We start from the raw sequence: 13,390 nt of genomic DNA, 5'->3' as shown, positions 1-13,390 counted from the left end.
TCGGACAACTCGTGCGGCGCGTTCCGCAGCCTTGGCGCGTCCCCCTACCCCAGATTCACGCCAGACCGCAAGGCGCATGACCGTGACGTTTTGTCCGGGCTGCCGTCGCGGGAGCGCAGGGCAGCCCGCCGGAAAGGTATTTTTGAATTTCAGGAATCTTCTTTTTCTGAAGAAAAAGAAGCAAAAAGACTTTTCCAGACAGCGTCCCGCCTCTGCCCCCAGGCGGAACGCCAGACTGACAAAAGTTTTTTGGTTCTTTTTTGCAAAAAAAGAACCTCTTTTCTGAGACTTACCCTCTAAATCCCTGCGCCACCACATACATCTCCGCGCTGTCCTTGCGGCTGGCGGGCGGCTTGGCGTGGCGGACGGTGGCGAAGTCACGCTTCAGGCGGTTGAGCAGGTCGCGCTCCGTGCCGCCCTGGAAGACCTTGGCGACGAAGGCCCCGCCCGGCACGAGCACCTTGCCGGCGAAGTCGAGGGCCAGCTCGACGAGGCCGAGGATGCGCAGATGGTCCGTGGCGTTGTGGCCGGTGGTGTTGGGCGCCATGTCGGACATGACGAAATCCGCCGGGCCATCGAGCGCGGCCAGCACGGCCTGTTCCACCGCCTCGTCCTGGAAATCGCCCTGGAGAAGGGTGGCACCGGCGATCACGTCCATCGGCAGCAGGTCCAGCCCCACCACCTTGCCCTGCTCGCCCGCCTTCTGGACGGCCACCTGGGTCCACCCCCCCGGCGCGGCGCCGAGATCGACGATGCGCTGGCCGGGCTTCAGCAGCTTATATTTCTCGTCCAGCTCGATCAGCTTGAAGGCCGCGCGGGAGCGCCAGCCGGCGGCCTTGGCGGCGCGGACATAGGGGTCGTTCAATTGCCGCTCCAGCCAGCGCTGGCTGGCGGTGCTGCGGCCCTTGGCGGTGCGGAGGCGCGTGGACAGGCCACGCCCGGCCTCGGTCGGCGGTTTCACTCTGTTATCTCATCCTCAAGGCGCCGGATGGGCGGCCCCCCGCCAGGGATGGGCCGCGCGGCGCGGTGGCGCCCGGTCCTGGCGCATCATGCGCAATAGCATCCCCTCGCGCAGGCCGCGATCCGCCACCGTCACGCAGGAGGAAGGCCAGACCCGCCGGATGGCCGCATAGATGGCACAGCCGGGCAGGACGAAATCCGCCCGCTCCGGCCCGATGCAGGGATGGGCGCAAAGCCCCTCCCGCCCCAGCTCGAACAGGTCGCGCAGGGCCTGGTCCGCCTCGTCACAGGTGAGGACGCGGCCATCGATCAGCGGGCGGGAATAGCGCGGCAGGGAGAGCGCCACCCCGGCCAGGGTGGTGACGGTGCCGCTGGTGCCCATCAGCCGCACCCCGCCGGCGCGGATCTCGCGGCCGATGCTGTGGACGCGGTCGAACTCGGCCAGCTGGTCCTCCACCTCCTCGACGACGCGGCGGAAACCCTCCGGGGTATAGCAGCCCTGCCCCATGCGCTCGGCCAGGGTGACGACGCCGAAGGGCAGGGAGACGTAGCCGATCAGCTCCGCCCGCCCCTCGGCACAGCCCTGGGCGCCGCGTATCCAGGCGATTTCCGTGCTGCCGCCGCCGATATCGAAGAGCAGGCCGCGCCGGTCCTGCGGCCGCAGCAGGGGGGCGCAGGATTCCATGGCCAGTTCCGCCTCCTCCCGCGCCGAGATGATGCGGATGGGCAGGCCGGTGGCGTGCTGCGCCTGGGCGACGAAGGCCGGGCCATTGGCGGCGCGGCGGCAGGCCTCGGTGGTGACGGCCAGGATGCGCCGCAGCGGCCGGCGCAGCAATTTCTGGGCACAGGCCTGCAAGGCGGCCAGGGCGCGCTGCATGGCATCCTCGGAGAGGCGCCCCTCGCTCTCCAGCCCCTCGCCCAGGCGGACGACGCGGCTGTAGCTGTCGAGCACGCGGAAGGCGCCGCCCGGGGTGGGGGTGCCGACCAGCAGCCGGCAATTGTTGGTGCCAAGATCGATGGCCGCGAAGGCGCCGCCCAGGCCCCCCGAAGCGGAGGAGCGGCAAGAGGCGACGGCAGGGTGCGACACGATCTCTGACATGACAGTTTCATCCTCCCCCACGTCGCCAGGGCGGTGGCAGGCAGGGGGGCAAGGGCATGATCCGGCCTGCGGGGGGCCGGGGCAAGCGATTTTATCCCGCGATGCGAAACGATGCCGCGACCCCCTTGCAAGCCCTCCGCGACGGCGCTATATGACCGCCCACGCCGTTGGGGAATAGTTTAACGGTAGAACTCCCGACTCTGACTCGGGCAGTCTTGGTTCGAATCCAGGTTCCCCAGCCATCTTCCTGAAATTCAGATTTCAGAAATAGCGGTCCGCGCGCGAAGGAATACTTCGCCCAGCGGCCTTTTGGCGTTTCCTCATCTTTGGCCGGCCACCGCCAGCCCACCCCTTCCCTTCGCCGCCACCCGGCCGCCCTCCCGCCGGGGCCTGGCCGCGCTGGTATGCCACTGGCCTTTTTCACTGGCATACCACTTGCTGATCCGCCGGTATGCTCACGCCGCCCGCCGCGCCCGATGGGATCAACCTCGCCCTCACCGCCTATCGCCACCTGCGCGGCATGGTGATGCGGGGCGAGCTGGCGGCGGGCGAGGCCATCCAGGAACGCCGCCTCGCCGAGGCGCTCGGCCTCTCCCGCACCCCGGTGCGGGACGCGCTGGGCCGGCTGGAAGGCGAGCGCCTGCTGGCCCGCCAGGGCCGCCTGCTGGTCGTCGCCAGCCTCTCCCCGGCGGAGGTCATCGACATCCTCCAGCTCCGCCGCCTGCTGGAGGGCGAGGCCGCGCGCCTGGCCGCGACGCGCATGGCGGAGGCCGCCATCGCCGCCCTGCGCGCGGCCCTGCTGCGCATGAAGGATGAGCAATCGCTCACCGATGAGGCACATTGGGCGCAGGATGACGCCCTCCACCGCGGAATTGCCGATGCCTCGGGCAATGCGGAGATGGGGCGGGTGATCCATGACCTGCGCCAGCGCACCCGCATCTTCGGCCTGCACCGCATCCCCGAGCGCTTCGCGCGCGGGCGGGAGGAGCATCTGGCCATCCTCGATGCCATCGCCGCGCGCGCGCCGGAGGAGGCCGCGCAGCGCATGCGGCACCACCTCGACCAGGCGCGCGACGCCATCATCGCCACCCTGCGCCGGGAACTCGCCGCATGAGCCGCACCTTGCTCTATCTCGCCAATGGGCCGAAGCGGGTCTCCGTCGCCCGGCTGGACGAGCGCTTCGCCGCCGAGGGGCTGGCGGTCGACATCCGCTGGGCCTACCAGGGCGAGTTCCCGGATGATCTTTCCGCCTATGCCGGCATCTTCCTCTCCGGCAGCCCGCATGGCGCCTATGAGGATGTGCCCTTCATCCACCGCGAGCATGCGCTGATCCGCCAGGCGGCGGCGCAGGGCCTGCCGATGCTGGGCATCTGCTTCGGCCACCAGATCCTCGCCTCGGCCCTGTGCGGGCGGGAGCAGGTGTTCCGCCGCGCCAGCTGCGAGGTGGGCTATAAGTGGCTCGACGTCGCCGCCGCGGCCAAGGACGACCCGATCGCCCATGAGATCGGCGAGCGCGTGCACATGTTCGTCTGGCACAATGACGAGGTGCGCGCCGGCCACCCGGATCTGCGGATCCTGGCCAGCAGCGACCTCTGCCCCAACCAGATCTTCCGCTACCGCGACCGGCCCGTCTGGGGCATCCAGGGCCATCCGGAGGTGACGCGGGACCAGGCCTGGACCTGGTTCGAGGAAAGCCGCGCCCGGATGGAGCAGGATGGCGCGGATATCGCCCAGCTCAAGGACAGCGCCAGCGAGGCCGAGGCGGCCAAGACCATGCTGCGCAACTTCGCCCGGCTCTGCCTGCAATGACCGAAAAGGACGACCCGATGAGACGCTCTTTCCTGACGCGTTCGGCGCGGGCCCTGGCCCTGGCCGCGACGGTCCTCGCCACCCTCCCCGCCGCCGCCCCGGCGGCGCGGGCGGAGGAGCTGGTCTTCTCCTCCTGGGGCGGCGCCTACCAGGATGCCATCCGCAAGGCCTGGCTCGAGCCCTTCGCCCGCGAGGCGCGCATCAGCGTCACCGAGGATACGGGGCCGGAGCTGGCGAAGATCCGCGCCATGGTGCAGTCCAACAGCGTGTCGTGGGATGTGGTGACGGCGGGCGGCGCGGGGCTGATGCTCGGCGTGCAGCAGGGGCTGTTCGAGCCCATCACCGATGCGATGGTGGACCAGAGCCAGATCCTGCCCGGCGCGCGCAACCCCTATGGCGTGCCCTCGGAAATCTTCTCGACCCTGGTCGGCTATTCGCGCAGGGCCTTCCCCGGCGCGGCGCCGGCGAGCTTCGCCGATTTCTGGGATGTGCGGAAATTCCCCGGCAAGCGCACCCTGCCGAACAAGCCGGCCACCGTGCTGGAGGCGGCGCTGCTGGCCGAGGGCGTGGCGCCCTCCGAGATCTACCCCACCCTCTCCACCCCCGCCGGGATGGAGCGCGCGCTCAACAAGATCCGCGCGCTGCGCCCGCATGTCGCGGTGTGGTGGAGCTCGGGCGCGCAGCCGGTGCAGGCGCTGGCGAGCGGCGAGGCGGTGATGGCGCTCGGCTGGAATGGCCGGTTCCAGGCCGGCATGGATGAGGGCCTGCCGATCGCCATGGCCTGGGAGCAGAGCATTCCCCAGGTCGGCTACTTCATGATCGTCAAGGGCGCGCCGAACCGCGAGGCGGCGGTGAAGTTCCTGCGCTACATGAGCACGGCGGCGGCGCAGTCGCGCTTCAGCCAGTATGTCGCCTATGGCCCGGCGCGGCTCGACGCGCTGCCGCTGATCGAGCCGGCGCGCCTCGCCCGCCTGCCCTCCACGCCGGAGCGGCTGGCCCATGCGCTGTTCATGGACATCGAATGGTGGGCCAAGCACGGACAGGAAGCCCAGGAAAAATACACCGCCGTGATGCAGGGCAACTGATGAGCATCTACGCCCCCTGGTTCCCGCGCGGGGAGTATCTCGCGCGGGTGGCGCGCGTGCAGGCGGCGCTGCGCGCGGCGGGGCAGGATGCCCTGCTCGCCTTCCTGCCGGAATCCGTCACCTGGCTCACCGGGTATTTCACCCGCGCCTATGGCACCTTCCAGTTCGCCATCATCCCGGCCTCGGGCGAGCCCGTGCTGGTGGCGCGCGATGTCGAGGCCTATTACCTCGACAGCACCTGTGTCTTTCCCGCCCGCTTCCTGTGGACGGACAGCGATGCGCCGATGGCGGTGGGCCTGCACGCCATCACCGCGACGCTGGGGCGGACGCCGCGGCTGGCCGTCGAACTCTCGGCCTGGGTGCTGAATGCCGCGCGCTATCTCGCCCTGCGCGAGGCGCTGCCGGGGGCGGTGCTGGAGGATGCGGGGCCGCTGGTCGCGCGCATGCGGCTGATCAAGTCACCGGCCGAGATCGCCTACCAGCGCGCCGCGGCGCGGGCGGCGGAAGCGGGGATGCGGGCCGGCATCGGCAGCGCCCGCGCCGGCGCGACGGAGCGCGAGATGGCGGCCGAGATCTGCGCCGCCATGATCCGCGCCGGCAGCGACCTGCCGGGGCCGGGCGTGCTCTCTTCCGGCGAGCGCGCCTTCCACCTGCATGGCGGCTATTCGGACCGCGTGCTGGCGCGCGGCGATATCGTGCAGCTCGAATGCACGCCGAATGTGCGCCACTACCACGCGCGCTTCATGCGGCCGATGAAGGTGGGGGAGGCGACGGAGGAGGAGCACCGCACCGTCGAGCGCCTCGTGGCCATCCAGGACGCGGCGATCGCCGCCGTCGCCCCCGGCGTGCCGGCGGCGGTGCCGGATGCCATCTATCGCGAGGGCGTGCTCTCCGCCGGGCTGCGCGAGACCTACACCAACAAGACCTTCTATTCCGTCGGCCTGCTGCTGCAGCCCAATGGCGGGGAGCCGCTGGAGGCCGCGCCCGGCTGCGACTGGCGCTTCGCCCCTGGCATGACCTTCCACACCTATGTGCTGGCGAAAGGCTTCGGCATGTCGGAGACGATCACCATCACCGAAACCGGCATCGAGAAGCTGACGCAGTTTCCCCGCCAGCTTTTCGTGACCTGAGCGCGGGCGGGACGATGGCGGGGGGATCTGCCGGGCGGCATCTCGGCTGGGCGGTGCTGCCGCTGGGGGTGGTGCTGGCGGTGCTGTTCCTCTGGCCGGTGGCGCAGCTGCTCGGCCTCAGCTTCGACAGCCCGGCCGGGCCGCTCGGCCATTACGCGCGCATCCTCGCCGTGCCGGCCTATCGCACGGCGCTGGCCACCACCTTCCAGATCGCGGCGCTGGTCACGCTGCTCGCGGTGCTGCTGGCCTATCCGCTGGCCTATCTCATGGCCACCGTCCCGCCGCGCGTGGCGAAGCTGCTGACGCTCTGCGTGCTGCTGCCCTTCTGGACCAGCGCGCTGGTGCGCACCACGGCCTGGATCATCCTGCTCCAGCGCAATGGCGTGCTGAATGCCCTGCTGACCGGCAGCGGGCTCCTCGAGGCGCCGGTGGCCTTCGTCTACAACCTCTCCGGCGTGCTGATCGGCATGAGCCATGTGCTGATGCCCTTCGTCGTGCTGCCGCTTTATGGCGCCTTCCGCGGCATCGACCAGAACCTGGTGCATGCGGCGGAGACGCTGGGCGCCGGCCCCTGGGCGCTGTGCCGCCGCATCTTCCTGCCGCTGACGGCGCCGGGCGTGATGGCGGGGGCCACCATCGTCTTCATGAACGCGCTCGGCTACTACATCACCCCCTCGCTGATGGGCGGGCCGGCGCAGACCATGGTGGCGCAGCTCATCGCCTTCAACATCAACCAGCAGCTCGACTGGGGGCTGGCCGGCGCGCTCTCGCTGGCGATGCTGCTGGCCACGCTGGCCGTCTTCTTCCTGTTCCAGGCGGTGTTCGGGCTGGAGCGGCTGATGGGCGGCGCGCACGCCTCGGGCCGCATCGGCACGCCCTTCGCCCTCGGGCCGCGCGGGCGCTCCCCGGGCGGGCGGGTGATGGCGCTGCTCGGCGCCGGCGTGGCGCTGTTCCTGATCGCCCCCGTGCTGGTGGTCTTTCCGATGAGCCTCGGCTCCTCGCCCTTCCTCGCCTTCCCGCCGCAGAATTTCTCCCTGCGCTGGTATGAGGAATTCTTCAGCCGGCCACAGTGGATGGCCTCGGTGTGGAATTCCCTCACCGTCGCGGGCATCGCCGTGGCGGGGTCCACGCTGCTCGGCACGGCGGCGGCGCTCGGCCTCTCCCGGCTGCGCGGCCCGCTGGCGCGGCTGGTGGAAACCGCCTTCCTGCTGCCGATGATCGTGCCCCACATCATCCTCGCCATCGGGCTGTTCGGCATGATGGCGCCCTGGGGGCTGGTGCGCGGGCCCTGGGCGCTCGGCCTCGCGCATATCGTGGTGGCGGCGCCTTTCGTCGTCATCACCGTCCGGGCGGCGCTGCGCGGCGTCGATCCCAACCTGGAACTCGCTGCCCTCGGCCTCGGCGCCGGCTGGTTCACGATGTTCCGCCGCGTGCTGCTGCCCGGCATCCTGCCCGGCATCGCCTCCGGCGCGGTCTTCGCCTTCATCACCAGCTTCGACGATGTGGTGCTGGCGCTCTTCCTCACCAATGTGCGCAGCCGCACCCTGCCCAAGCTGATGTATGAGGGCGTGGCGCATGAGATCAACCCGACCATCACGGCGGTGGCCGCGCTGATCGTGCTGTTCACGGTGCTGGTGCTGCTGCTCAACCTGCTGCTGCAAAGGCGCGCGCGATGAGTGCTCCCCTCTCCCCCGGCAAGGCGGTCGTGCTGGAGCGGGTGCGGAAATCCTATGGCCCCGTCGAGGTCCTGCGCGATTTCTCGCTGGAGATCACGGCGGGCAGCTTCTGCACCCTGCTCGGCGCCTCCGGCTCCGGCAAGACGACGCTGCTGAAGCTGATCGCCGGCTTCGAGACGCTGGATGGCGGCGCCATCCAGATCGGCGGGCGCGATGTCAGCCATGTGCCGGTCAACCGCCGCAATATCGGCATGGTGTTCCAGAACTACGCGCTCTTCCCGCACATGTCGGTGCGCGACAACGTGGCCTTCGGCCTGGAGATGCGCCGCGTGCCGAAGGCCGAGGCCGCGCCGCGCATCACCGAGGCGCTGGCCATGGTCGGGCTGGAAGGGCTGGAGCGCCGCGCCCCGCGCGAGCTCTCCGGCGGCCAGCAGCAGCGCGTGGCGCTGGCGCGGGCGCTGGTGATCCGCCCCGATATCCTGCTGATGGACGAGCCGCTGGGCGCGCTGGACAAGACCCTGCGCGCCAGCCTGCAGCGCCAGATCAAGCAGCTTCAGGCACGGCTTGGCGTCACCATCATCTTCGTCACGCATGACCAGGAGGAGGCGCTGCACATGTCCGACCTGATCGTGGTGCTGGAGAAGGGCCGCATCGAACAGGCCGGCACCCCCCAGGAACTTTACCGCCGCCCGGCCAACCGCTTCGTCGCCAGCTTCCTCGGCGAGTGCAACATCCTGACGCTGGATGGCACGCCGCACGGCATCCGCCCGGAGAAGCTGCGCCTGGGCGCCATGGCCAGCACCCTGCCCCACCGGCGCGAGGGCGTGGTGTCGGAGCTGACTTTCCTCGGCCCGCATCTGCGTGTCACGGCGGACACCGCCGAGGGCCCGCTGACCGCCCTGACCGATGCGGACCACGCCACGGCCTGCCGCCTGGGCGAGCGCATCCTGCTGGGTTTCTCCGGCGAGGACGCGATGCCGCTGGCGGATTCACCCAACGCCACCCCCTGAAAAAAGTTTTTTGGTTCTTTTTTCCAAAAAAGAACCCTTCCCTGCGCTCAAACCTTGAGCAGCTCCGCCAGGCGCGGCACGAAATCCTGCCCATGCCCCTGGGCGACAATCTCGTCCAGCGTGCCGCCCACCGCATCGGCGATCGCCCGCCTGACACCCGCGGCTTCCGCGGCCTGCCGGTAATAGCTGAGATCCTTGGCCGCGTTGCTGATGAAGAAGGGCACCGCCGCCGCATCGCCGGAGAGCAGGAAGGGCGCGATGCGCTGCAAGGCCGCGCCGCCGCCGCCGCCCTGGGCCAGCACATCGACCAGCGTGGGCATCTCCACCCCGGCCTTCTGCGCATGCGCCGCCACCTCGGCGAGCAGGGCGATGAAGCCGAGCGAGACATAGTTGTGCAGCAGCTTCATCAGATGGCCGGAGCCGACGCCGCCGATATGCGTGATATTCTCGCTGAAGCTATCGAGCAGCGGGCGCAGCTTCTCCAGCAGCGCGGGCTCGCCGCCCACCAGCAGGTTCAGCGTGCCGGCGCGCGCATGCTGCGGCAGGCGCGTCATGGCGGCATCGAGGAATTGCCCGCCGGCGGCGGCGATGGCTTCGGCCATGCGCGCGCTGGAGCCCGGCAGGGCGGTGGAGCAATCCACCACGATGGTCCCCGGCCGCAGATGCGCGATGACGCCCCCCGGCCCGGCCAGGATGGCCTCGACCTGGGGCGAGCCGGTCACGCAGAGGATGATGACCTCCGCCGCCTGCGCCACCTCGGCGATGCTGGACGCGACCTGCGTGCCCATGGCGCGCAGATCCTCCACCGGCTGGTTGCCGGGGTGGTCGAGGATGGTCAGCGCATAGCCGGCCTTCGCGATGTTCCAGGCGATGCCATGGCCCATCAGGCCCACGCCGATCATGCCGATGGCTGGCTTCTTCTCGCTCATATGTCCTCCAGGGCCGTGGGCCGGGCGCGCCCTGCGTGGCGCGCGGTCCGTGCGGCGGGCACCATAGCGCAATCCGGCACGGCGGAAAGTGGCCGCCCGCGCCGGGCATAACAGTGCCTTATCAGCCGCGCGGGCCGCGGGGGATTTCATGGCGCGCGGCAGGTGCGGGGAGGGTTTGTTCTTTTTTGGAAAAAAGAACCAAAAAACTTTTTCAGGTCAGCAGGGCACTCAGTTTCTCGGGGTTGCGCACCACGTAAATCGCCACGATCTGGCCGGCGCGGATCTCCAGCGCGGTGGTCTGCGGCAGGCCGTCGGCCTCCAGAGTCACATAGCCGGGCGCGCTGTTGATGCGGCCAAGATGCAGCACGGGCGGCAGCACGCCGCCGCTCTTGCGCGACAGGGCGCAGAAAAAGCGGATCACCTTCGGCGCGCCCTGGATGGGGTTCAGGGCCGCCGGCCGCAGGCCGCCACCATCGGCGTGCAAGGCCACATCGCCCGCCAGCAGCGCGCGCAATCCCGCCTCATCGCCCTCACGCGAGGCCCGCAGGAAAGCCTGCGCGATGCGGAGGGCCTCCCCCTCCGGCACCGCATGGCGCGGCTGCGCCTCGCCCAGATGCAGCCGCGCCCGGCTCGCCAGCTTGCGGCACGCCGCCTCGTTGCGGCCGAGCAGCGCGGCGATCTCGGCGAAGGGCGTCTCGAACAGGTCGTGCAGGATGAACACCGCGCGCTCCGCCGGGGAAAGCCGTTGCAGCGTCAGCAGGAAAGCCACGGAAATATCCTGCGCCCGCTCATGCGCACACAGCTGCGGCGGCAGGGCGCTGTCCAGCACCGGCTCCGGCAGCCAGGGGCCGACATAGCGCTCCCGCCGGTGCCGGGCGGAACGCAGATGGTCCAGGCTCAGCCGCGCCGCCACGGCCAGCAGCCAGGCGCGCGGCGTGGCGATGGCGGCACGGTCCGCCGCGTTCCAGCGCAGGAAGGCCTCCTGGGCGATATCCTCCGCCGTCGCCCAGGAGCCGGTCATGCGGTAGCCCAGCCCGACCAGCTCCGCCCGCAGCGGCAGGAAAGCCCCAACGGGATCGCCCACGGGGTCCGGCACAGGGTCGGGCCGCGCCATCCTCAGGCCGCCGCGCTGGCCGGCGCCTCGCCGGGGATGCTGCGGAAGCCGATCGCCAGACGGTTCCAGGCGTTGATGGTGGCGATCAGCAGGCTCAGCGCCACGATCTCCGGCTCCGTGAAATGCGGGCGCAGGGCCTCGTAATCCTCATCCGGCGCGCGGGTCTGCGCGACCAGGGTCAGGGCCTCGGTCCAGGCCAGGGCGGCACGCTCCCGCCCGCTATAGCAGGGTGCCTCCCGCCAGGCATCCAGCAGGAAGAGGCGCGCCGGGCTCTCCCCGGCCTTCAGCGCGTCCCGCGTGTGCAGGTCGATGCAGAAGGCACAGCCATTGATCTGCGAGGCGCGGGTTTTCACCAGCTCGATCAGGCTGTGCTCCAGGCCGCTGCCGGCCACGGTGCGCTCCAGGCCCAGCATGGCCTGCATCAGCTGGGGGGCGGTGGCGAAGTAGTTCAGGCGGGGCGTCATGGCGCTCTCCTCAAGGTTGCGCCCTGAAGACGAGGCAGCCCGGCGGAATGTGACACGGTGCCGCCCGTTTTTGGGAGGGGGCGGAAATTGTGGCAGGAATGCCATGATTGCCCTATTGCGCCTCCGCCGGGCCTGGAGGCGGGGGAAAAGACCCGCGAGGCCAGGGGATACAGTTTGAAATTCTTTTTTTTCAAAGCCTAAGCGAGACGTTTTATAATCCGCCAAGAGGCTGAAAAGGCCCGGCTTTCTGGAAAAACCCCGGCCCGGGCGAGCTGAGGCGAAGCAGAATTATGGCATAAATGTGCCTCTCTGCCGATTTTGTGTCTGGATTATGGCAGGGAAAGGCCACAACTATGGCGACAGCCAAGGAGGTTGCCATGTTCGACAGGATGTCCGCCGTACTGAACCTGGTCACCGGGCGCACCGCCCCAGCCCGCGCCGCCGAGCCGCCACGCGAGGAAGCCCCCCGCAGCGACACGGCCGAGGCCCTCGCCAGCTGGAACAATTGGGGCGAGCGCAACAGCCTCGGCCTGGGCAGCTATCACCGCTGGTAACCCGTCCCGGAGAGGGCTCCGCCCTCTCCAGACCTCTCCCGCCGGGGGGACGAGGTCCCCCCGGACCCCGCTGTCAGAAAGCCGGGGTTAAAGGTCCAGCCAGGGGAGGTCCGCCTCGGGGCGGGCCAGATCGGGGTTCTGGGCGATCATGCGCTCCCAGACCCGGCGGGTGACGGCCTGCGCCTCGCGCAGCAGGGCCGGCTCATCCACCGTCAGCACGCGGCGGTCGCGCAGCACGAATTCTCCATCCACCATCACCGAATGCACGGCCCCCGGATGGCCGTAATGCACGATGCTGGAGACAAGGCGGATCACCGGGCGCAGCGCCGGCGTGTTCAGGTCGATGAAGGTGAGGTCCGCCTTGTAGCCGGGGAGGATGCGGCCGATCTCCGCCGCCGCGCCGACGCTGGCGGCGGCGTCACGCGTCACCGCGTCCAGGATGGCATCCGGGCCGGGGGTCACGCCGCCTTCCACCGCCCTGCCCCGCCCCGTGCGATGCAGGATGGAGCCGATGGTCATGGCCTGGAACATGTCCTCGGTCATGTTGTCGCTGCCGAAGACGACGCGCACCCCGGCATCGCGGATCAGCCCCAGCTTCGCCTGATGCATGCCGCGGCGGCGGGAGATGCTGGCCGGCGTATGCGCCATGGTGACGCCGCGCGCCGCCAGCAATTCGATGTCCGCGGGCGTGCAGAAGGTCCAGTGCGCGGCGGTGAGGTCCGGCCCCAGGAAGCCCTCGCGGTCCAGATAGGCGGCCGAGGTGGTGCCGCGCGCCGCCATCACCGCCTTGCCCTCCCCCGGGCTCTGCGAGAGATGCACGGTGCGCGTCAGCCCATGCCGCGCCGCGAGGTCGAGCAGGCGGCGCAGCATGGCGGGCGAGCAGTTGTCCGGCGCATGGGCCGCCACCTGGCAGCGCACGCGGTCGCCATGGCTGCCGTGCAGGGCCTCGATCATGGCTTCCGCGCGGTCGAGGAACTGCGCGCCGAAGGCAGGGTCCTCGCTGTAGTCGCCATGGCGGATTTTGCGCGTGTCGATATCGGCGCAGCTTTCGGAGAGCCAGAGGCGCAGCCCGGTGGAGGCCATCGCCCCGCCATAGGAAAGCACGTGCCGGAAGGGATCGACGAGGGTGGTCGTGCCGCTGCGGATGGCCTCGACGCAGCCCAGCATGGCCATGACCGCGCGTTCCTCGTCGGTCATGGTGTAGGAGACGGGCGACATATAGCCGTAGATCATATCCCCGTCCCAATCCTCGACCGAGCCGCGCAGGGCGGTGAGGACGGTGTGGGTATGGGCGTTGATGAAGCCCGGCAGCACGGCGAGGCCGCGCGCATCGAAGCGCTCCACGTCCGGATGCGCCGCTTCCAGCGCCGCGCTCTCCCCGGTGGCCACGATCCTGTTGCCGCGCACCAGGATGCCCTGCCGGGCGAGCACGCGCCGCTGATCATCGCAGGTGACGAGGGCGGCGTTGACGATCAACAGATCCATGCGGGGACATCCACGGAAGGCGGGGTCCGGGGAGGCCCTTGCCTCCCCGGCGGGGGTGCAGGGGGCGGCGCCCCC

The 13,390-nt window shown here is 70.0% G+C and carries 13 protein-coding genes and 1 tRNA gene; 8 read left to right on the top strand and 6 right to left on the bottom strand.

All coding sequences use genetic code 11. The features are described 5' to 3' along the window. Nucleotides 1-289 precede the first annotated feature (289 nt). Together NON00_RS05305 and NON00_RS05300 are read right to left on the bottom strand one after the other, a co-directional pair. A complete protein-coding gene (locus tag NON00_RS05305; RefSeq protein ID WP_256018156.1) occupies nt 290-961 on the bottom strand; it encodes an RlmE family RNA methyltransferase in 672 nt (223 codons plus the stop codon). A 15-nt stretch (nt 962-976) separates the two neighbouring features. After that, nucleotides 977-2,059, bottom strand: coding sequence for a Ppx/GppA phosphatase family protein (locus tag NON00_RS05300; protein WP_256018153.1), 1,083 nt, complete (start codon nt 2,057-2,059; stop codon nt 977-979). Nucleotides 2,060-2,227: 168 nt separating this feature from the next. Between NON00_RS05300 and NON00_RS05295 the strand changes: the two genes are divergently transcribed. The 7 genes from NON00_RS05295 (at nt 2,228) to NON00_RS05265 (ending at nt 8,769) form a co-directional block, all read left to right on the top strand. Continuing rightward, a tRNA-Gln gene (locus tag NON00_RS05295) sits at nt 2,228-2,301 on the top strand. Between the two features lie 209 nt (nt 2,302-2,510). Further along, on the top strand, nt 2,511-3,173 hold the full coding sequence (locus tag NON00_RS05290; RefSeq protein WP_256018151.1) for a GntR family transcriptional regulator: 663 nt from the start codon (nt 2,511-2,513) through the stop codon (nt 3,171-3,173). After that, entirely contained in the window at nt 3,170-3,868 is a 699-nt protein-coding gene (locus NON00_RS05285) for a type 1 glutamine amidotransferase (RefSeq protein ID WP_256018149.1), read from the top strand. Before NON00_RS05290 ends, NON00_RS05285 begins: the two co-directional genes overlap by 4 nt. 17 nt (nt 3,869-3,885) lie before the next feature. After that, nucleotides 3,886-4,953 carry an ABC transporter substrate-binding protein gene (locus tag NON00_RS05280; protein WP_256018146.1) on the top strand — a complete coding sequence of 356 codons (1,068 nt, stop codon included), beginning with the start codon at nt 3,886-3,888 and terminating at the stop codon, nt 4,951-4,953. Continuing rightward, complete coding sequence (locus NON00_RS05275) at nt 4,953-6,083, top strand: Xaa-Pro peptidase family protein (protein WP_256018143.1); 1,131 nt, start codon at nt 4,953-4,955, stop codon at nt 6,081-6,083. Before NON00_RS05280 ends, NON00_RS05275 begins: the two co-directional genes overlap by 1 nt. A gap of 14 nt (nt 6,084-6,097) precedes the next feature. Continuing rightward, nucleotides 6,098-7,759, top strand: a complete 1,662-nt coding sequence (locus tag NON00_RS05270; RefSeq protein ID WP_256018142.1) for an iron ABC transporter permease — start codon at nt 6,098-6,100, stop codon at nt 7,757-7,759. Continuing rightward, complete coding sequence (locus NON00_RS05265) at nt 7,756-8,769, top strand: ABC transporter ATP-binding protein (RefSeq protein WP_256018140.1); 1,014 nt, start codon at nt 7,756-7,758, stop codon at nt 8,767-8,769. The genes NON00_RS05270 and NON00_RS05265 overlap by 4 nt, the downstream gene beginning before the upstream one ends. A gap of 47 nt (nt 8,770-8,816) precedes the next feature. On the opposite strand, the gene NON00_RS05260 is transcribed toward NON00_RS05265, so the two are convergent. The 3 genes from NON00_RS05260 to NON00_RS05250 all read right to left on the bottom strand — a co-directional run bounded on the left by NON00_RS05260 (nt 8,817) and on the right by NON00_RS05250 (nt 11,276). After that, nucleotides 8,817-9,698, bottom strand: coding sequence for an NAD(P)-dependent oxidoreductase (locus NON00_RS05260; protein WP_256018138.1), 882 nt, complete (start codon nt 9,696-9,698; stop codon nt 8,817-8,819). 211 nt (nt 9,699-9,909) lie between these two features. After that, on the bottom strand, nt 9,910-10,812 hold the full coding sequence (locus NON00_RS05255; protein ID WP_256018136.1) for a sigma-70 family RNA polymerase sigma factor: 903 nt from the start codon (nt 10,810-10,812) through the stop codon (nt 9,910-9,912). Nucleotides 10,813-10,814: 2 nt separating this feature from the next. Next, nucleotides 10,815-11,276 (bottom strand): carboxymuconolactone decarboxylase family protein, encoded by a 462-nt coding sequence (locus NON00_RS05250; RefSeq protein WP_256018133.1) that lies wholly within the window; start codon nt 11,274-11,276, stop codon nt 10,815-10,817. A gap of 377 nt (nt 11,277-11,653) precedes the next feature. Between NON00_RS05250 and NON00_RS05245 the strand changes: the two genes are divergently transcribed. Then, nucleotides 11,654-11,830 carry a hypothetical protein gene (locus tag NON00_RS05245; RefSeq protein WP_256018131.1) on the top strand — a complete coding sequence of 59 codons (177 nt, stop codon included), beginning with the start codon at nt 11,654-11,656 and terminating at the stop codon, nt 11,828-11,830. An 87-nt stretch (nt 11,831-11,917) separates the two neighbouring features. Here NON00_RS05245 and NON00_RS05240 read toward each other — a convergent pair whose 3' ends face one another. Beyond that, entirely contained in the window at nt 11,918-13,315 is a 1,398-nt protein-coding gene (locus NON00_RS05240) for an amidohydrolase family protein (RefSeq protein ID WP_256018129.1), read from the bottom strand. Nucleotides 13,316-13,390 lie beyond the last annotated feature (75 nt).

It is taken from the genome of Roseomonas sp. GC11, assembly GCF_024437745.1.
In the GTDB taxonomy this organism is placed as follows: Bacteria; Pseudomonadota; Alphaproteobacteria; order Acetobacterales; family Acetobacteraceae; genus Pseudoroseomonas.
The sequence above is the reverse complement of the archived record's forward strand: the minus strand, read 5'-3'. Positions and strand labels throughout refer to the sequence as shown.